This is a genomic window from Acinetobacter sp. CIP 51.11 (genome assembly GCF_000369665.1).
GTDB lineage: Bacteria > Pseudomonadota > Gammaproteobacteria > Pseudomonadales > Moraxellaceae > Acinetobacter > Acinetobacter lwoffii_S.
In genome coordinates this window covers 680,615-699,705 of sequence record NZ_KB850128.1, presented here as the reverse complement: position 1 = coordinate 699,705, position 19,091 = coordinate 680,615, and the positions used below count along the sequence as shown (strand labels likewise).

The 19,091-nt window shown below is 44.5% G+C and carries 18 protein-coding genes; 1 reads left to right on the top strand and 17 read right to left on the bottom strand.

From position 1 onward, the window contains the following. Positions 1 to 5: 5 nt before the first annotated feature. The 11 genes from glnE to mazG all read right to left on the bottom strand — a co-directional run bounded on the left by glnE (position 6) and on the right by mazG (position 11,496). Complete coding sequence (gene glnE / locus F894_RS03535) at positions 6 to 2,756, bottom strand: bifunctional [glutamate--ammonia ligase]-adenylyl-L-tyrosine phosphorylase/[glutamate--ammonia-ligase] adenylyltransferase (protein WP_005246000.1); 2,751 nt, start codon at positions 2,754 to 2,756, stop codon at positions 6 to 8. An 86-nt stretch (positions 2,757 to 2,842) separates the two neighbouring features. Continuing rightward, positions 2,843 to 4,111 (bottom strand): sensor histidine kinase, encoded by a 1,269-nt coding sequence (locus F894_RS03530; RefSeq protein ID WP_005245999.1) that lies wholly within the window; start codon positions 4,109 to 4,111, stop codon positions 2,843 to 2,845. Between the two features lie 714 nt (positions 4,112 to 4,825). Continuing rightward, positions 4,826 to 5,359 (bottom strand): ribosome biogenesis factor YjgA, encoded by a 534-nt coding sequence (gene yjgA, locus F894_RS03525; protein WP_005107862.1) that lies wholly within the window; start codon positions 5,357 to 5,359, stop codon positions 4,826 to 4,828. A 2-nt stretch (positions 5,360 to 5,361) separates the two neighbouring features. Further along, a complete protein-coding gene (locus tag F894_RS03520; protein ID WP_034438008.1) occupies positions 5,362 to 5,631 on the bottom strand; it encodes an HPr family phosphocarrier protein in 270 nt (89 codons plus the stop codon). Next, positions 5,628 to 6,479 (bottom strand): RNase adapter RapZ, encoded by an 852-nt coding sequence (gene rapZ, locus F894_RS03515; protein WP_005107863.1) that lies wholly within the window; start codon positions 6,477 to 6,479, stop codon positions 5,628 to 5,630. Before rapZ ends, F894_RS03520 begins: the two co-directional genes overlap by 4 nt. An 18-nt stretch (positions 6,480 to 6,497) precedes the next feature. Continuing rightward, entirely contained in the window at positions 6,498 to 7,346 is an 849-nt protein-coding gene (panC, locus tag F894_RS03510) for a pantoate--beta-alanine ligase (protein WP_005107864.1), read from the bottom strand. A 1-nt stretch (position 7,347) separates the two neighbouring features. Continuing rightward, positions 7,348 to 8,157: a 3-methyl-2-oxobutanoate hydroxymethyltransferase gene (gene panB / locus F894_RS03505; protein ID WP_004278337.1), complete on the bottom strand. Its 810-nt coding sequence runs from the start codon at positions 8,155 to 8,157 to the stop codon at positions 7,348 to 7,350. A gap of 53 nt (positions 8,158 to 8,210) precedes the next feature. After that, positions 8,211 to 8,696 (bottom strand): 2-amino-4-hydroxy-6-hydroxymethyldihydropteridine diphosphokinase, encoded by a 486-nt coding sequence (gene folK / locus F894_RS03500; RefSeq protein WP_005245998.1) that lies wholly within the window; start codon positions 8,694 to 8,696, stop codon positions 8,211 to 8,213. Further along, a complete protein-coding gene (gene pcnB / locus F894_RS03495; protein ID WP_005245997.1) occupies positions 8,693 to 10,165 on the bottom strand; it encodes a polynucleotide adenylyltransferase PcnB in 1,473 nt (490 codons plus the stop codon). Before pcnB ends, folK begins: the two co-directional genes overlap by 4 nt. A 136-nt stretch (positions 10,166 to 10,301) precedes the next feature. Then, a complete protein-coding gene (locus F894_RS03490) occupies positions 10,302 to 10,724 on the bottom strand; it encodes a ComEA family DNA-binding protein (protein ID WP_005245996.1) in 423 nt (140 codons plus the stop codon). After that, entirely contained in the window at positions 10,684 to 11,496 is an 813-nt protein-coding gene (gene mazG / locus F894_RS03485) for a nucleoside triphosphate pyrophosphohydrolase (protein WP_005245994.1), read from the bottom strand. Before mazG ends, F894_RS03490 begins: the two co-directional genes overlap by 41 nt. A gap of 91 nt (positions 11,497 to 11,587) precedes the next feature. Here mazG and F894_RS03480 point away from each other — a divergent pair, with 91 nt between their 5' ends. After that, positions 11,588 to 12,358 (top strand): SDR family oxidoreductase, encoded by a 771-nt coding sequence (locus tag F894_RS03480; protein ID WP_005245993.1) that lies wholly within the window; start codon positions 11,588 to 11,590, stop codon positions 12,356 to 12,358. A 23-nt stretch (positions 12,359 to 12,381) separates the two neighbouring features. On the opposite strand, the gene F894_RS03475 is transcribed toward F894_RS03480, so the two are convergent. The 6 genes from F894_RS03475 to der all read right to left on the bottom strand — a co-directional run bounded on the left by F894_RS03475 (position 12,382) and on the right by der (position 19,079). After that, positions 12,382 to 13,041 (bottom strand): 4'-phosphopantetheinyl transferase family protein, encoded by a 660-nt coding sequence (locus F894_RS03475; protein ID WP_005245992.1) that lies wholly within the window; start codon positions 13,039 to 13,041, stop codon positions 12,382 to 12,384. A gap of 80 nt (positions 13,042 to 13,121) precedes the next feature. Next, a complete protein-coding gene (locus tag F894_RS15235; RefSeq protein ID WP_005245991.1) occupies positions 13,122 to 13,331 on the bottom strand; it encodes a hypothetical protein in 210 nt (69 codons plus the stop codon). 81 nt (positions 13,332 to 13,412) lie between these two features. Next, entirely contained in the window at positions 13,413 to 13,817 is a 405-nt protein-coding gene (locus tag F894_RS15230) for a hypothetical protein (RefSeq protein ID WP_005245990.1), read from the bottom strand. A 21-nt stretch (positions 13,818 to 13,838) separates the two neighbouring features. Continuing rightward, entirely contained in the window at positions 13,839 to 15,899 is a 2,061-nt protein-coding gene (locus F894_RS03465; protein ID WP_005245989.1) for a hypothetical protein, read from the bottom strand. After that, entirely contained in the window at positions 15,890 to 17,398 is a 1,509-nt protein-coding gene (locus tag F894_RS03460; RefSeq protein ID WP_005245987.1) for a hypothetical protein, read from the bottom strand. Before F894_RS03460 ends, F894_RS03465 begins: the two co-directional genes overlap by 10 nt. Positions 17,399 to 17,669: 271 nt before the next feature. Further along, a complete protein-coding gene (gene der / locus F894_RS03455) occupies positions 17,670 to 19,079 on the bottom strand; it encodes a ribosome biogenesis GTPase Der (RefSeq protein ID WP_004278348.1) in 1,410 nt (469 codons plus the stop codon). Positions 19,080 to 19,091 lie beyond the last annotated feature (12 nt).

Below are 19,091 nucleotides of genomic sequence, written 5' to 3'. Positions count from 1 at the left end.
CACAATTATTCACTATCCAGTGCAAAGTCTGCACTTGGATCAATTAGTCTTTGCCATAACTTGCAAACGGTCATTCGGGTATCGTGCCAGTCGCTTGCAGACACTTGCATGGATTGATTTGCAAGGGCTAAGCGGTGGCTCTCGGCGCGTTCACGGAGATAAGCTTGAATCAGAGCAGTCGCATCGTCGCTGGATAAGCAACCTGATTTTGCGGCATCCTCAAGAATTCGTACATTGTCGGAGAAATGGGCGAGATCTTTATTCGTCCCACTCCAGGCCAACACCGCATACTGTGCCATAAATTCGATGTCTACGATACCACCTGCATCTTGTTTTAAATGAAAAATACCATCTTTTTTTTGCTCTTTAGAAGAACCGAGATGCTCCTTCATTTTCTGACGCATTTTCAGTACTTCTGCCCGTACATAATTTTCATCGCGAGGCTGAATCAAAATATCCCGGCGCAAGACTTCGAACTTTTTTCGCAAGCTCATTTCACCCGCAATCGGACGGGCTCGCACCAGTGCCTGATGCTCCCATAGCCAGGCACTTTTGAACTGGTATTGTTCAAAGGCTTTTAAACTGGTGACCAAAAGCCCAGCTTCGCCCGATGGACGCAAGCGGGTGTCGACTTCATATACGCGTCCATCCAGGGTTTGCGTGGTCATCAGTGACATAAACTTTTGTGCCACGCGCATGGCAAATTCAAAGCCACTGATCGGCTTGAGCCCATCTGTATCGGCCTGTTCCCCCATATAGTGAATAAACACCAGATCCAGATCCGAGCCATAACCCAGTTCAATGCCACCGACTTTACCATAACCTAATACGGCAAAAGCAGTATGCTCAACTGAACAGCGCTGCCCTTCTGCATCCAGTGGAAAACCATGCTTTTTTGCCACAATCTGATAGGCCAGATGCAGCGCTGCATTCACCGATACTTCAGCAATATCGGTCAAGGCATCGGAAACTTTCATTAAAGGACTTTCAGCCAGCACATCACTGGCGGCTACAGCAAGTACATTGGATTTTTTAAACAGGCGCAAAACCCGCATCTGGTCTTCAACCTGATCAATTTCAATCCGTAAAAGTTGCTGGCGCAAGGAATCTTCCAGATCCTTACGTTTTGGCAATTCAAAATCCATCGACAGGAATTCGTCCAGTAGCACCGGATAATGGGTCAGTTCTTCACAAATCCATGGGCTGACCGTGGCCATCTTCACCAGTCGCTGTAACGCCCCTTTACTCTCGATTAACATCACCAGATATACCGTACGGCGCATTACCGATTCCACCAAGGGCATCAGTCGTACCAGTGCTGTCTGCGGATCATCTGACTGTAAAATGGCTTCAATTAAATGTGGCCAGAAGGTTTTTAAACGTTGTACCGCCTTTGCCGGTAATTTTTTTAAGGCATGCCCATTCCAAAACTCATGAACGAGATTCTTCGCATTCTCATCCAATACTTCTTTGAGTTTTTTTTCCAGCTGGGAAAAACTTTCAACCAGAGTATCTGGGCCATTTTCCTTGATTAAATGATCAAACTGATACATCACTTTGTCACGTTTCTCATTGAGATATGCCATAAAGCTGTCCCAATCCGCAAAACCAAGTGTGTCCGTTATACGCGCCCTTAACTCTGGCTCTGTCGGTAATGATTGCGTTTGCTGGTCATTTAGGGCCTGAATCGCGTGCTCAACCCGGCGCAGGAATAAATAGGCATCTTCCAGATCCTGCACCGCCTGTTCATCCAGTAACTCGGCATCATCCAGATGATTCAGATTCACCAGACACTGGCGATCCTGCAATTCAAGCTTGGCTCCACCATAAATCAGCTGAAACACCTGCACGATAAATTCAACCTCGCGAATGCCGCCAGCTCCGAGCTTGATATCATCTTCTATATTCCGGCGTTGTACTTCACGCTCGATCATGGCTTTCATTTCGCGCATGGCTTCAAAAGCGCTGTAATCGACGTACTTGCGGAATACAAATGGACGAGTCATCTCCAGCAGCTCGTCACCTTCCGGACTTGGATTGACAATACGCGCTTTAATCCAGGCATAACGCTCCCATTCACGCCCATGCTGGCTCAGATATTTTTCCAAGGCTGCATGACTAATGGCTAGTGCTGAACCATCGCCCCAGGGACGCAGGCGCATGTCGACGCGGAATACAAAGCCATCCGCCGTGATCTGATCCAGCAAATGAATCAGTTTTTGTCCCCACAGGATGCAAAACTGCTGCACATCAATACATTTACGCCCATCAGTTTCACCCTGCTCATCGAAGGCAAAAATCAGGTCGATATCACTGGAAAGATTGAGTTCTTGGGCGCCGAGTTTCCCCATGGCAATGACAATCAGATCTTGGACTTTTCCGTTATAGCCGATTGGCTGGCCATACTTGGCAACGACCGGAATACGGGCAAAATCTTTCGCCGCACAGATGCACGCATCGGCAAAATCGGAGAGTTCTTGGGTGAGGGTAATGACATCGGTGAGTTGATTGGCATCCTGCCAGATCCAACGAAACATCAATCGAGCCCGCAAAATACGCATTGCGCGCATCCACGTTGCTTCATCGCTTATATTTAGGATGCAGTGCTGCACCAGCTGATCAATATATTCCCGACTGAGTGAGCCTTGAAACTGGTCAATTGCATAATCCTGTTCCAGTAGACTCTGGTGATTGGCCAATACCTGTTCGGCATATTGGCTGGCTCTTAAGGTTTTCTGCAATTGTGCCGCATTCATCACTCAACTCTTCCCCTGAAACATTCTGCTTAGTTATAGCAGGAGTTTTGTCTCAGTGGGAATGTTTTAGCTTGAAATTTACTTCTTTAAGATTGCTCGATATGTACATCTTCAAGCACCAGTGCCTGATGATCATTGGTGACCATCGGTAAATGCACGGTAAAGGTCGTACCCCGACCCTCTTTGGAATCTACAGCAATTTGACCATGGTTCAGGTCAATAAAGCGCTTGCAGAGCACCAGACCCAAACCTGCCCCTTTCTCTTCAGCTGTGCCTCTGACACTGACACCCAAAGTCGGTTTAAACAGATTCTGCATCTGCTCTTCAGTCATCCCCAAGCCAGTATCCTGAATCGTAATCTTGACCTGCTCGCCTTCCATTTCTGCAGCTAAAATCACTTTACCGCCTTGATTCACCGGGGTGAATTTAAGCGCATTCGACACCAGGTTCTGCAAGACAGAGGTAATCATGTTGATATCCGCATGTACCTTGATGTCTTCAGGAATATTATCAACCAGTTCAATTTTTTTATTTAAGGCCAGACTTTTCAGCACACTGCACACAATATTACTGGATTGTTTCAATTCATAATTAATCGGATGATAAATAAAGCGTCCACCCTCTGCCATCGCCCAAGTCAGCAGGCTTTCCAGCAGGTTATAGGTCGATTGTGCATTATCATATAAATAATCCGCGATGCTCTGAATACTGGATTCATCCAGAGTGTCACGCTCCTGCGCTAGCACTTCGGAAAAGCCCAGTAAACCATGAAATGGTGCACGCAAGTCATGCGCAATAATCTGGAAAAATTTGGTTTTACTGAAGTTGAGTGCGCATTGCTGTTCATATAATTCTTTCAGTTCAGTATGTTCTTGATTGAGCTGAATTCGAATCACTAAACTTTCAGCAAATTGTTTGATGGTGGCAATATCGTCCTGATCGAACGGTTCGGTCTGATCATCAAAGAAAATGACCTGTCCAAAAGACACACCGCTACTTGATTTTAAATTAAAGGCGACCAATCTCTGATGCGCTACACCGAGATCTTTCACATAATTTGACAGTTCTGTATAAGCAGGATGCATCTGGTCGATGACATCTGCGTGTTGCAGATACGTAGGCAGATTCACGTCCTGCGGGGCGTGCAAAGCCCGGAAACCGCGCGGACAGCTGTACCAGATATAGGGCTCCGTGTGGAAGCGAATAATGCTGGTTTTAACGTTTAAAACTTTACGGGCGATCTTACAAAAGGTGTCTAATAGGTTATTGGAGGTATAGACACCTAAAATGAGAGATATACGGCACGAGCTTAATTGCTCCGTATTCTGACCGACCTCTAGCAGTTTTAGTTCCATGTCTGCCTCTCTGAATGTTTATGGAATAAAGAAAACACAGCCGACCAAATTCATACAATCAATAACAAAGATTCTATATTTACTCAACGATGAAAACCCACCTCTAGGTTAAAGGATTTGTTAACCTGTTTCTATCCAGATACATTCTTAACTGCAAGGTACTGATATTTAATTGATTAAGAATAACTTGAAAATTTACTATTCTAAAAAAACCTACATAAGTATTTGAAATTAATATATCTCACCTAAAATAAGTATCTTTATTTGTATTTACTGTAACACAGTACTGAATAAAAAATACCCACCATCGCTTTTTACTCTATTTAAAGTAAAAGCTAATGATTTTTCAACTATATAGTTTGACCTTATGATTAAAAACAGATTTTATATCAGGCTTCATCTACCTAATAATGCTCAGAATTAATTTTTAATTTTTTAAAATATCTTAACAATTCTAATGTAAGAAATATTTTAAATATCAGCATTTCAACTAAAAACAGACCCAAAAAACCACTGAGGATTGTAAAGAACTTACATTTATTAACAAATTAATTATGAAAATTTTGTGTTTTTTATCCTCAGTGCAGTTTTAGAAGCTGGAATAGAAATATTAAAATAGATCACTTATAGGCTATGCATGTCTACGTCAAACCAATCGGCTCAGAATAGCTATAAAAAAAGCGGCCTAAAAAGACCGCCTTTTTATATGGCTGCTTAATTGTCAGAAATCAATGCCACTTGCTGTACATAGTTAAACAGCTTTAATTTAGAAGCATTCACTTCTTCTTCAGGTGCTTGATTCTTTAAATCACGGTGTACCCGAAGATAATGTTGACGTAAGGTATGACGCTCTGTCGCATTATAGTTTTTGGTAAATTCATTGATGGCTGGATCACCATCTTTAACAATTCGATCCACCCAACGCTGTAATTGAGCTGTCTTTTTAAGACCTTGTTTGGGTGTTAAATAAGACAAAATCACCGTTTCATTTTCATTACGTAATAATTTACCAATCCGTGAAAATTGACGACGACGTGCTTCATGTGAACTAATTGCCTGCACATCAAGCAAGGCGTCAATCAAACGCTCATCTACGGGTAGGTTTTTAATTTGTTTAGCGCTCAGCTCTGCAAGCTGCGCACCCAAAGCAGCCATACGCTGGACTGCTTTTTTCTGTTCGGTCTTACTTGCGCGTCCCTCTAAAGAATCAAAATCTTCTTCAGTTAAACTGTTCGGTCGACGTGCCACGATTAATCTGCCTCATAAAATTTTGCTGCAAATAGTGCCTGAATTTCAGATAAGGCTTTGTCCTCGTCTGCTCCTTCAATCACCAAGCGTAAAGTTGTTCCTTTGCCCGCACCGAGCATCAGCAAGGACATGATATTTTTTGCATCTACCAGTTTATCCGCTTTGCCAATCTGGATACTGGAACGAAATTTGGTGGTAACTTCTATCAGTTTACCAGATGCGCGTGCATGTAAACCCAGTTTATTAATTACGTCAACTGTCGTATCAATCATGACCAGTGCTTCATTTCTCGATGGAGGACTTGAATAGACCATTTTGCCTCAAGGGCTTTTTTTAGTCTATCCACAATATAAACAGAACGATGTTGACCACCGGTACAGCCTATCGACACGGTCATATAATGACGATGCCCTTCGGCAAAGGTCGGCAACCACTTGTCCAGAAAATGATACAGATCATTGAACATATCCTCGACCTGATCGCTCTTTTGTAAAAACGCCTGCACCGGCTGATCTAGCCCTGAAAATTTGCGCAGTTCTAGTTCCCAATGCGGATTCGGCAAATGTCGAACATCAAAAACATAATCCGCATCCAGGGGAATCCCATGCTTATAACCAAAGGATTGCAGAATCAGGATCAGATTATCGGCCTGTCCGAGCTTGGACAATAAGGTATGTTTCAGGTCATGCACGCTTTTGTCGGTGGTATCGATATGCACCGTAGAACGCAACTGAATCGGCATCAACAGGATTTTTTCTTCCTGAATGCACTGATTCAAGCTTTTAAAGCGTGAAGCTAAAGGATGCGGTCGACGCGAAGCACTAAAGCGGGCAATCAGCTCCTGATCCTGCGTGGTCAGATAGATAATATCGACCGAACCATGCTGTTGCAGTTGCCCAAATACATGGTCAAATTCTTGTAAATCTGCCCGAGTACTGCGCACATCGACGCCCAGCGCCAACTGTTCCAGATTGTTTTCGCTGTCCAGTTTTGCCACAATTTCGGGAAGCAATGCCAAAGGCAAATTATCAATACAGTAATAACCCAGATCTTCAAGCACCTGTAATGCAGATGATTTACCCGAACCAGATTGTCCTGTGACAATTAAAATGCGCTTCATGCATGCTACCCTTTCATCTTAGCCGGCAGTGTATTTAACCTGCAGGTTATCGATCAGACGTGTATTCCCCAGCTTTGCAGCTATAAATAACACAAGATCTTGATTAAACGTATGAATTTTTTGTAATTCTGGCGTGCGGGCTTCAACATAATCAACAACGAAACCGGCATCGGTTAGGCTCTGACGAATTTCGGCCAATACCGTATCCAGTTCCACGCCTGCATGTAATTGCTGTTCAGCCCGTTGCAAGCTTTGATAAATGACCGGTGCGATTGCACGATGCTCTTCGCTTAAATAACCATTGCGCGAACTTAAAGCCAGGCCATCTTCTGCACGGGCAATCGGTACACCAATCACTTCCAGTGGAATATTCAGGTCTTGTACAAACTGACGAATCACCGCCAATTGCTGATAATCTTTCTGGCCAAAGAAGGCGTAATTCGGCTGTACGATATTAAACAATTTAGTGACCACCACCGCCACACCATCAAAATGGCCGGGACGCTGCAAACCGCATAAATCATTGGTAATGTCAGAGACACTGATATTGGTCAGACGCGGTTTTTTGCCATACATTTGCTCAACCGTCGGCGCAAACACGATGTCACAACCAACTTCAGCCAATAGTTGTTGATCCTGTTCAAGCGTGCGCGGATAGCTGTCAAAATCTTCATTGGGCCCAAACTGAATCGGATTGACAAAGATACTGACCACCACCACATCACACAACTTACGTGCTTCACGCACCAGATTTAAATGTCCCTGATGCAGATTGCCCATGGTCGGTACAAAACCGATAATCTTGCGACTGGTACGCGCCGGATTTAATGATGCCGCTAAGCCCTGAATGGTGGTTTCTGTTTTCATCTTACAATTCAACCTGAAAAGTTTGTTCTGGTGCCGGGAAAGATCCATCTAAAACTGCAGCATGGTAGGCTTTAAAAGCATCCAGAATGGCTGTCGCACCCGATTGTTCTTGCATAAAATTACGTACAAATTTTGCGGTATGTCCAAAAGTCAAACCGAGCATGTCCTGAACCACCAATACCTGACCATCTGTAGCTGCACCTGCACCAATGCCAATGACCGGAATCTGCGGAAACAGTTCGGTGATTTCCTGGCCAAGCTGTGCTGGTACGCATTCAAGTAGCAATAGTGCAGCACCCGCCTCGACCACTGCCTTACAGTCCGCAATGAGCTGATCGGCCGCTTCACGGGTACGGGCTTGCAGTTTATAACCGCCAAAGACATGTACCGACTGCGGAGTAAGACCCAAATGCACACACACCGGAATACCGTTACGGGTCAGCACTTGCACGGTTTCTGCCAACCATGCACCGCCTTCCATCTTGACCATTTGCGCGCCAGCCTGCATCACGGTTTTCGAACTTTGCAAGGCATCATTCAAGGTAGCATAGCTCATAAATGGCAAGTCAGTCATGATAAAGGCATGCTGGTTACCACGGCGTACCGCAGCCGTATGATAGGCCATATCTGCAACCGTGACCGGCAAAGTCGAATCACGCCCCTGAATTGACATTCCCAGAGAATCGCCAATTAAAATGCTGTCCACTTCGGCAATTTCCATGGCTTTGGCCATACTGGCATCATAGCAAGTCAGACATGAAAATTTGCGTCCATCTGCTTTAAAGCGTCTTAAATCACTCAGACTGACCATGAAAATGTTCCTCTATGCTTGAAAATTCTGACGAAGCTACCATCACTTAAAAATTAAATATTTGCCCAGTTGCTGTCGTCGAGTACCGTGAGGGTCGACTGTTTGACGATGTCCAGGTCTTTTAATCTGTGTCCATGAACCTGTATTTCAGGATCAATATCCAGAAGTGGAATCAGGACAAAATCACGCTCTAATACCCCGACATGCGGCACAGTTAAGCGTTCATTGTGAATCTGTTCATTGCCGTAGATCAGCAAGTCCAGATCCAGTGTACGTTCGCCCCAATGACGTAAACGTACCCGACCTGCGTCCTGCTCAAAGGCTTGCAAACGATCCAGCAGGCTTAAAGCGGCCAGATCGGTATTTAACTGCACCACTGCATTCAGATAGTTCGGCTGATCCTGTGGTCCCATCGGTGGACTTTGATACAGATGCGAAGTTTTCACCTGCCCCAAGGTCGCCAGTTTCTGTACAGCTTCTGCCAGAATCTGGCGTGAATCGCCTAGGTTACTGCCTAGGCCAATATACGTCACGATCATTGTGTTGGTCCAAACACCACCTGGCTCAGATCACGTTTTACCCGCTTACGTTTCATAATCGGATGATCTGCGCCAATTTCACCGCTGGCACTGGCTGCCACATGCGACAGAGGTTTCGCCTTGTCTTCAAACTTGGCTTTACGCACACGACGATTGCGTGGTTCAGGTTCATTCACTAACGGCTCAATCTCAGCGAGATCTTGCTGCTGGGTCAGTTTCTGTTCCAGATGTTCTTCTTGACTCGCCTTGCGGCGGCTCTTGGCACGCTGACGGTTATACTGGCTAATGGCCCTTTCTTTCTCGTCACCGCTCATTTGCTGGTAAGCATCCCACCAGCTGCCCATGCCTTGGGCAGTCGCATCACCTGATTTTTCACGCAGCAGCAAAAAGTCAAAGCCGGCACGGAAACGCGCGTGGCTGGACAAAGCCTCGATTTGCTGTGGTTTTGGATTCAACAAACGGGTTTGCATTTCCCAGACTTCACGAATAAAGGTTTCCGCAAAGCGTGGAATAATAGTGCGAGTCGCCTGACGTTTTAACACATCCAGACCGGCTTGGGCACGGACTTCGGCCGCTACCACGCCTTTATTCAAATAAAATTCACAACGCTCCAGGAATGGCTGCCACAACAATACCGCATAGAAAAATGCCGGATTGATGGTCTTGCCGATAGAAATACGCTGATCGGTATTTTTCGCAGCGCGTTCCATAAACGGCGTAATTTCAGGCTTGATATCTGCAAATAACTGCTGCCAGATCCCGAAATCGATCAGCATTGGCAAGACACGATTCAGGTGCCCCATGGTGAACAGCTTCTGTGATTCATCATAAAGTCGATGCGGAGAAACATCACGCAGCAACTGGGTCATTTCCGGCGTAAAGACATCCAGAATCGCTTCATCAATATTAAAGTTCAGTTTGGCCGCAAAACGTAAGGTTCGCAGCATCCGCACCGGATCTTCTTCAAATCTTAAAGCCGGATCACCAAGTAAGCGTAAGGTTTTGCTGTGGATATCATCCACTGCATTACAGAAATCCAGCACAATACCTTTACGCGGCTGGTAGTACATTGCATTGATGGAAAAATCACGACGGGCAAAATCCTGCTCGATGCTGCCCCAATTGTTGTCACGCAGAATCATCCCCGCGGCCGAGGTCACTGCTTTTTTTGGTGGGGCACGGAAGGTTGCCACTTCAACCAGTTCCCGCCCTGAATAGACATGCGCCAGTTCGAAACGTCGTCCGATAATCCGACAACGTCGTCCAAAAACTTCCTTGACCTGAGCCGGGGTTGCATTGGTGACTGCATCGAAATCTTTAGGATTCAAACCTAACATCAGATCTCGAACACCACCACCCACGATATAAGCTTCATAGCCTGCCTTGTTTAAGGCATCAATCACATCGAGAATATAAGAAGGTAATTGAGCGGTTGATAAACCACATTTTGACGCGCGCAAAGTTTGCAAAAGACGCTGTCTCCTACGTCTGAACGTAAAATTCTAAGATGACGCTAATCATATCGCTTACACGACTAAAGGGCAATTTGATTATGTCAATCCTGCGAGTCAAATCAATCAGCTAGTCATGATCCATACTGTCGCCTTATAAGGCCAGTTTGGCCTTGTTTTTGGCAAATAATGCCGGCCCAATCCCTTTGACCAGCTGGATCTCTTCAATGCTTTTGAATTTTCCATTTTTTTGCCGATGTTCAATAATCGCTTCAGCCTTTTTTTGACCAATACCATTTAGCTGCTGTAATTGCTCCACAGTTGCATTATTCAAACTGATTTTATCAGCAGCAGAAGATGCCGATAATGCAGGCTTCGCCAGATAGTGATTGCTTTCTGATGAAGCCGTAGCGGCAGCTTTTTTCTTCAGGCGGGCGTCGTGTTGCTGTTGTTGGGTCTTCCATTCCATATAATCGGTCGCAGTCGCATGCGCTGTTCCGATAGAAATAAAGCCCAGCCAGCAACTCAGAAGAAGATTAATCCATGTTGGACCGATTCGATAAGGTGTTTTTTTCATGTGCTGCTCTTTGTTCTAATTCTAATTTAGCCTGTTCCCAGAGCTGATCAAGTTCAGCCAGTGACAGTTTTTCCAGGTCTAATTGCGGTAATTGTGCCTGATCTTCCATTAAGGCAAAGCGGGTCCGGAATTTATAGATTGTCCCCAATAATGCCATCTCGCTGGAAATGCCAAGTTTACGTCCAACATTGACCAGAGAAAATAAGCAGTCACCAAATTCTTCCTGTATTTCATCGGAATTTTGTCCGGCTACCGCTGCTTTTAATTCAGCCAGTTCTTCTTCCAGCTTGGCATAAGCACCCGCCATGTCCGGAAAATCAAAACCGATTTTGGCGACATTTTTTTGAATTTCATCGGCCTGCACCAAAGCGGGTGCATGTTTAATATCATCCAGACGTGAACGCGGCTTGCCCTGCTTTTCTTGCTGTTTGATTTCTTTCCATAGCTCAGACACATCTTCCGGACTCATTTTTGCAAATTGTTCAGCCTGAAATACATGCGGATGACGGCGAACCAGTTTATCGGTAATGGCCTGAACCACATCCTGAAAATCGAAAGCCCCCTGCTCGCTATACATTTGCGACTGGAACACTACCTGTAACAGCAAATCACCCAGCTCATCGCGGACATCGTCGACTTTTCCAGAGCGGACTGCCGCTTCGACTTCGTAAGCTTCCTCAATGGCATATTTGGTCAGAGATTCGGGGGTCTGCTGCTGATCCCATGGACATTTTTCACGTAATTCGCGCATGACCTTGAGTAGTTGTTCCATGTTTAAAAACCTCTTTTTTTTACCAAATTGTCGCGTCAATCTGCCAGTTTCTTGTTATGCTCAAAAAAAAGACAATAAGGAGATCAGGCACATGCACAGTATATTGATTAGCGGTGCAGCACAAGGAATTGGTGCCGCGACAGCCGCCCTATTTTACCAGCACGGCTACAAGGTGGGTATTTATGATGTTCAGGTGGAGCAGGCAGAACAACTGGCCCAGCAACTGGGCGAACATGCCAAAGCCGGTTTTCTGGATGTGGCTGGTTATACGTCCTGGGAAACAGCTTTAGCCGAATTTTCAGCTTGGGCAGGTGAAATCAATATTCTGGTCAATAATGCCGGGATTTTATATTCAGGCCCTTTTGAAGAAACTGATATTATGGCGCATCATCGGACTCTGGATATTAATGTTAAAGGAGTCATGAACGGCTGTCATGCCGCTTTCCCTTATTTAAAAGAATCTTCATTTGCCCGCATCATCAATCTATCTTCAGCTTCGGCGATTTATGGCCAAGCCGATTTAAGCAGTTATTCCACCAGCAAGTTTGCAGTGCGTGGCCTGACTGAAAGTCTGGATATTGAGTGGCAACCCTATGGGATTCGAGTCTTGGATGTTATGCCGCTTTTCGTCAGTACCGCCATGGTCAAAGATATGCAGGCAGAAAGCATCAAAAAGATGGGCGTGCATTTAAAAGCAGAAGATGTTGCACAAGATATTCTTAAACTGGCAGAACTCAAAGATTCCATCTGGCAAGCCACCCATCATCCTGTCGGATTCAAAAGCCAGTTTTTATTTCATTTATCGCGGATGAGTCCACAATTTGTGAATCGGCTGAGTAATCTGATCATTTCTAGAAAATAAAAAATATTTGGGTTGATTCTGTTTTAGACAGTGTGATGAATCTGGATCACAGGAAATCTCAATCCCTTGCAGGAATCCTCACTTTGCCAGGCCACGGTGAGCATGCAGCCAGCAAGCGTATAATTTTGATAGGCATAGATGCCAATCTCTGGATGTTCGCAGCGCCCACCATTTTGCTCAGGATGGATATTGGTATTGAGCTCATTCAGGTTGATCCGGATTCCCAAGCCTGATGCCTTTAACACGGCCTCTTTAATCGTCCAGACTTTAAACCAGTATTCGGGATCATAAGCCAGCGTTTTCCAATGTTTTAATTCTTCGGGATGAAAGGCATGTTGTGCCAAGGCTTCAAAACGAACCTTACGACTCAGTTCTTCAATATCAATTCCCAAGTTTTGGACATTCCTGCTCGTGGCCAAGGCGTAGAAATTTTGACTATGACTATGATTAAAACTGAAGTCCGGATAGTCATTTAAATAAGGCTTGCCATATTCAGTGGTGGTGAAATCCAGAGATTGGATCGGATGATTGAATTGATCTGACAGCAACTGGTTACGATGCGCATAAATTGCCAGTTTTCGATTCTTGATTTGCTCTACCCGTGATTGAGGCAGTTCAATTGAAAAGAACTGATCTATTTTTTGTAGATAAATTTGAATATTTCGCGACAATGCAAAGCTCATAGAAACAGATGGACTTTTTCATTTTACGTCGCCAGATAAAAAAAGAAAGCCTGTTCGAAAACAGGCTAGACTCATATTGCTTAGATTGAATCAGAAATATCAACTGGTTTTGCTGCTGCAGATTCTGGCGCCTTAAAGTTCAAGCCCGCTTTTTTCATCAATTGCGGATACTCAACCAATGCCATGGTTGCATTTTTTGCAATTCCAGTCACATCACCTAATAGGCCTTTGGCATCCATAAAAGACATACCGCTATCGCTGACACTACGCGGATTACTGAGCATTTGCATAGACACCTGCTTACTATTAAGCACGAGTTCGCGTGCAGACAAACCCGCAATCGCAAAGTTAGTAAGTGAGTTAACCAGAAGCTATTTCTGGCTTACACTTAATGCATTAATACGTTCCAGTGTCGCCGCCTCATCCTTTTTTGATGCATCCAGAACATCATTAGTCAATTTGGTAATCTCTTTCTGGATTGCCTCTTTTTCCTTTACGTCAGAGGTAGTTTTCAAGCTGTTTAATTTGGTTTTCAGCTCTTCACTGTCTTTACGTTCAGCAAACAGGGTTGCCAGTGTCGTTCGGCTTTGAATAAACATGGCATTGGTGGCTTGTGCCTGCTTAAGAAAACCTGCCAAATCCAGATTCTGTGAAGACGTACCTGTTGTCGTTGCAACTGCTTTTGATGCCAGACTGCTGAGTGTTCCAAGACCGGCATGACTTTGCGATGCCAATACAACACTTCCCAAGATCAAGATGCTTGCGATTTTTTTCATAGTATTTCCCCTTATAATTCCTTACTGAACTGCATCGGCTTTTTGCACGATCTGATTTAAAATTTTTGGTAATGCCTTGAACATCTGAATGTTGTACATTTCATGACGATGGGTGATATCAATCCCTTTTAAACTAACTTCTTGCTGTAAACCGACAGCCCCAACACGTTCCTGTTTTGCATTAAAACGCCGCGCGCCACCTGCCAACACCAAAGTGGCATCGCAACTGGATTTGTCTGCATTGCATTTAATAGAGTCTTCTTGAACCTGAATTTTGAATGCTGGCTGTAAGCACTCGTCTTTAGGCACATACAGTTTCAAATCTAGCTGTTTTTTAAAGCCGGCATTTTCAGTCATTTTTATAATTGATGTTTCCAAACTGGTCTGACCTTTAAAACCTGAGCCTGTGGCATAAAATGGACGTTTGGACTGACTGGTAAATGCGTGATAAATCAGCGGACCAAATCCATAAAATGGAATCTCTCCGACTTGATCAGTATGCAAGCTTGGACAAAGTACACGAGCAAGTTTCGACTCACCCACAGCAGCATGGCTATCCACCAAGATGCTATCACCCGAACGTAACGGCAGGCGGTCATTTCCACTCACAGGAAAATCAAGCTGCGCTTTGACTTTAGTCCCTTGACGCTCAATGACTGTAGCTTCCCAAGTCGGGATTAACACTTGACGCTGAGCAACTTTTTCACGGTTATACACATGAATTTTCATGCCTGTGGTCAAACGCTCGCCTGCATCCTGAATCGTGATGGTCTCGCTACCACCACTCGCTACCTGCAAATCTGAACGGGTAAATTGAATCCCTTTTTGGAATTGCTGACCCAATTTCACCAAAGCATTTTTAAGTGCCACTTCTTTACGCGTATCCAGTGAAAAACCCATTCCTTGTGAAATGGCTTCACTGATTTCATCAGTCGCATGCGCCGAATAAATCACGCGCCCAGAACGGTCAATCATTTCAGCAAAGACTTCGCTATGTACCACTTGCTGCTCAGTCATTTTGCCGACTTGCTGCTGATAACCAATTACAGGAATCACATTAATACGAATAAAAAATTCAGGAAGTTCACGCTGATGCTGGGTTTCCTGATTAGTTAAACCTGTCTGCTCACTGATACTCTGTGCGAGCACGCTATAACGTTTGTTGACTGGTGTAAGGGTAAAAGATGCATTTTCTCCGATCGCATCAGAAAAAATCTGCTCAATCAGGTCTTTTGACTCGCCTTGATAAGTCAATACATCCACCACCAAAGCTTTAGGCTTGTTCAGTGCCTGACGGGTATTAGCCGAAATCTTGCTAAACTGGCTCGAATTACCACTCATCAATACAGGCAATGCCACAGCATAATCACTGTCAGCATGGACAACCCGGATTAAATCTCCTGAAGTCGAGCTCAGCTCATCATCTTTGGCAATCCCTTGATTAAAGCCTTTATCCAAAACCATATAAGACTTCCAGCGGTCAATCACCTTGGTCTGCACTTCAGAGACCTTAAATTTCTTCTGTAGATCTTGGGTCAATTGCTGAGTCAAGGTCAGCAAGCTACTTTGAAATTTCTGCTGGACCGCCTGACGGGTTGTAGCCGCCTCGATATCAGTCGCCAGCACCTGTATAGGTTGAGATAAAGTAGCGCTATCGGTATAAATCACTTCTCCGGATAGGACATTGGTCAACTTTAAACTTAAAGTGACTGGCAGAAAAATCTCGGCTGTAGACTCCTTTTGCACCACATATTCGCTGGCCCGCAAAACTTCCAGAGAAGCCACATAGCTTCGATGTTTATTCTGTTGGGAAATTGAAGTAACCACCTGATCTTGCAAGGCCTGTTTCAGCTGCTGCTCAAAAGCCTGTACAACTTGAGTACGAATCGTCTCGCTAGATACAGCCTTGCTAAAGTCACAGGAAATGGATGATGCGTTTGCTTCTATATGTTCCACCGATTGACGACAAGGCAGTTCCAGCCCGTAAATTCCCTTCGCCGGAAAAACCTGAATATTGGCCTGCGCACTAGCCGTTCCCATCAGCGCCATGGCAAGCATGACTTTTTTCAAGCTTATTTGCATTGAGTACCACCAATACATAAAGTAATGGTATTCCCTGCTTGCAGGCGTTCGGCATTCGACAGAACAGGATTTACCCGGCGCAATGCTTTGGCAAGTTCAGCACTTAAGGGCTTTTCACTCTTATAAGTCATGGTCATCTCGACCAATTTGCCATCCTGGGTACGGATATCGATATTTTCCGCACCATCCATTTCATCTAAGGCTACGTACAGGTCATCCCCTAACCGGCTAGATACGCTACCTGATACACTTTTTACAAAGAGGGTTATTTCCTTACCATACATGCTGCGGTTTTTCGAATAGGCGAGGATTTGTGGACCGACTTCAGATAGCGTCATTTCACCCAGTTTACGGGCAACATTGGTACGGCAAGTATCTGTCGTTGCAGCAGTTGATGATTCTGTACGGGTATCGCCGCCCATCAGTGTGCCATCATCGACTGAATAAATTTTATAGCTGAGTGCACCATCACAAACAAACTGACCCGTTGCACCTGAACGACCACGGTCATAAATATAAGAGCTACCGACCATAAACCAGTCCGCTTTTTCCTGACGCGCAGCCACTGCAAGTTTTGCCAGTTCTGCATCACTCAGCAATTGTTGAATGGTCATGCTCTTGCCTTTGAGATAACGGCTACGAAATACATCCGAATTCATTAAGCGCAGATCATATTTAGATGCTGCACGGGCAATTGAGGTTAACGTTTGATTTTCACGCTCAGGTGTGGTCGATGGGGTTTGATATTCCACATATTTCACAAAATTTTGAATGTCATTCTGACGTTCCGACTGGCTATAACGTGCTGACTCACTGGCGTTATAGCTTGCTGAAGCAGAAGATTTACCTGAGTTATTATGACTTGATGAACGTGCAGCAACACCGGCTCCTGCACCATAGTAATTACCATAGGCATACCCTGAAGCCGAAGCTGATTTGCCTTTTGATGAATATGATGAGCTTTCACTGGCTTTTGCACTTTCTTTCGCATCATAGCTGGCCTTTTCATCATAGGCATAGCTCTTATCTGAAAAGTACGACGTAAATTCTTTCACCGGTTTTGAGTTATCTCGCGGTACACCAAAATACTGATCCATTACGATCATGATCGGGCTGGTTCGGCTATTCTTTTTGGATAAACCCAAGTCATTCAAGATCTGGCGAAACTCCTGGTCATCCATTTCAATTGAAATAGAAGTAACCAGTTCATTGTTATTGTTGGTTTGACTACCTCGATTAAATACGTAGCCATTGTCAACTTGTTTCACAATATCTGCCAGATGAGGCTCGGCATCCTGCATGGCTTGAGGGCCATTTATTTTTTTGATTAAAGCAATGACTGCATCAGTTTTTGCATTATTCAATGCCTGATTCCGTGTTCCTACTGGATCTTTTTTCATAATGGGGCTACTGCCCTCACCATTCACTTTGATCATTTCAGCGCACGCAAGGCTGGGCAAGCCCATCATACAGATTAAGGCCAATGCAGTTTTTTTCATGTTCCCCTCACATCACCGCAAATTTAGGCAGTAATTTCTTATGATCTTTCTCAATCAGTTTTCATTTTTGCGACCGAATTAACAATTTCACACAAATATGATACATATCACATAAATATTAAATTGATACTTATACTAAATAACTATAATTAAAAGAATATTTTATTTTTATTAAATTCAAAATTAAGCCTGATTAAAAAAATATTTTTTATAGGTAATAAAAAAGCCCGCTTTACGCAGGCTTTTTATCCGAAAAATTTAAACTATAGAATTAGCGTTTAAATTTCTTCTCGGCTTTCTTGAACTTCTGTACATAACGACGTTTACGCGCAGCTGCACGCTCATCCACTTGAGACTTACGGCCTTCAAACGGGTTTTCAGAAGTTTTAAACTCGATTTTAATCGGTGTACCTTCAAGCTTGTACACTTTACGGAACACGTTTTCCAGGTAACGACGATAATCCGCAGGAGTTTTATCCACCTTGTTTCCGTGAATAACGATCGTTGGCGGATTTTGTCCACCCATGTGTGCATAACGCATTTTAATACGACGACCCTGAACCATCGGCGGTTGGTGGGCATCTGTCGCATCATTTAAAATCTGGGTGATTTTTGCTGGTGACACTTTCAAACGAGATGAATCATAAGCACGGTGAATCGATGGATAAAGATCGCCCACACCCGTTCCATGCAATGCAGAAATCAAATGTACTTTGGCCCATGGAATAAAATCGAAGCGACGCTCTACATCGAGCTTACATTGCTTACGATCATATTCAGTCATGTTATCCCATTTGTTGACTGCAATGACCATGGCACGACCCGCTTCAAGCGCATAGCCAATCAAATGCAAATCTTGCTCAACAATACCATCACGCGCATCAACCACAACAACAATTACGTTGGCATCTTTCATTGCCTGTAAAGTTTTAACAATCGAGAATTTCTCAATCATTTCATCAACTTTACCTTTACGGCGCACCCCTGCAGTATCAATCAGGGTGTATTGACGGCCATCACGCTCGAATGGAATATAAATCGAGTCACGTGTTGTACCCGGCTGGTCAAATGCCACCACACGCTCTTCACCGAGCAAACGGTTCACCAGCGTTGACTTACCGACGTTCGGACGACCAATAATCGCTAAACGCAGGCCCGTGTTTTTGTCATGCTCTTCCGGATTTTCATCTTCCGGTACATCAGCAAGTACATCTTCCAGCATCTGCTGAACACCACGACCATGGCTGGCTGCCACTTGTAGCGGCTCGCCCATACCCAGTTTGTAGAATTCAACCAGGGCAGCTTCAGCATGTACGCCATCAACTTTGTTGGCCACCAGAAAGACTTTTTTGCCTAAAGTACGCAATTCACGGGCAATCTGTTCATCAGAAGCCAGCAGTCCGGCACGCGCATCAACCACAAAAATAATGATGTCGGCTTCATGAATAGCAGTCTTGGACTGCTCTGCCATGTACGAGTCAATCCCACCTTCATTTTCGCCAATACCGCCAGTATCGACCACAATGAAAGATTTATTTTGATAAGTTGCATCGCCATATTTACGGTCGCGTGTCAGACCTGCAAAGTCTGCCACCAATGCGTCACGGCTCTTGGTAATCTGGTTGAACAGCGTTGATTTTCCGACGTTCGGACGACCAATGAGCGCAATTACGGGTTTCATAGAGTAACCTTT

What these genes read in the sequence shown, in the direction of transcription:
- glnE (WP_005246000.1), bottom strand. Translation starts at nt 2,756, where the DNA reads ATGAATGCGGCACAATTGCAGAAAACCTTAAGAGCCAGCCAATATGCC.
- F894_RS03530 (WP_005245999.1), bottom strand. Translation starts at nt 4,111, where the DNA reads ATGGAACTAAAACTGCTAGAGGTCGGTCAGAATACGGAGCAATTAAGC.
- F894_RS03520 (WP_034438008.1), bottom strand. Translation starts at nt 5,631, where the DNA reads ATGATTGATACGACAGTTGACGTAATTAATAAACTGGGTTTACATGCA.
- rapZ (WP_005107863.1), bottom strand. Translation starts at nt 6,479, where the DNA reads ATGAAGCGCATTTTAATTGTCACAGGACAATCTGGTTCGGGTAAATCA.
- panC (WP_005107864.1), bottom strand. Translation starts at nt 7,346, where the DNA reads ATGAAAACAGAAACCACCATTCAGGGCTTAGCGGCATCATTAAATCCG.
- panB (WP_004278337.1), bottom strand. Translation starts at nt 8,157, where the DNA reads ATGGTCAGTCTGAGTGATTTAAGACGCTTTAAAGCAGATGGACGCAAA.
- folK (WP_005245998.1), bottom strand. Translation starts at nt 8,696, where the DNA reads ATGATCGTGACGTATATTGGCCTAGGCAGTAACCTAGGCGATTCACGC.
- F894_RS03490 (WP_005245996.1), bottom strand. Translation starts at nt 10,724, where the DNA reads ATGAAAAAAACACCTTATCGAATCGGTCCAACATGGATTAATCTTCTT.
- mazG (WP_005245994.1), bottom strand. Translation starts at nt 11,496, where the DNA reads ATGGAACAACTACTCAAGGTCATGCGCGAATTACGTGAAAAATGTCCA.
- F894_RS03480 (WP_005245993.1), top strand. Translation starts at nt 11,588, where the DNA reads ATGCACAGTATATTGATTAGCGGTGCAGCACAAGGAATTGGTGCCGCG.
- F894_RS03475 (WP_005245992.1), bottom strand. Translation starts at nt 13,041, where the DNA reads ATGAGCTTTGCATTGTCGCGAAATATTCAAATTTATCTACAAAAAATA.
- F894_RS15235 (WP_005245991.1), bottom strand. Translation starts at nt 13,331, where the DNA reads ATGCAAATGCTCAGTAATCCGCGTAGTGTCAGCGATAGCGGTATGTCT.
- F894_RS15230 (WP_005245990.1), bottom strand. Translation starts at nt 13,817, where the DNA reads ATGAAAAAAATCGCAAGCATCTTGATCTTGGGAAGTGTTGTATTGGCA.
- F894_RS03465 (WP_005245989.1), bottom strand. Translation starts at nt 15,899, where the DNA reads ATGCAAATAAGCTTGAAAAAAGTCATGCTTGCCATGGCGCTGATGGGA.
- F894_RS03460 (WP_005245987.1), bottom strand. Translation starts at nt 17,398, where the DNA reads ATGAAAAAAACTGCATTGGCCTTAATCTGTATGATGGGCTTGCCCAGC.
- der (WP_004278348.1), bottom strand. Translation starts at nt 19,079, where the DNA reads ATGAAACCCGTAATTGCGCTCATTGGTCGTCCGAACGTCGGAAAATCA.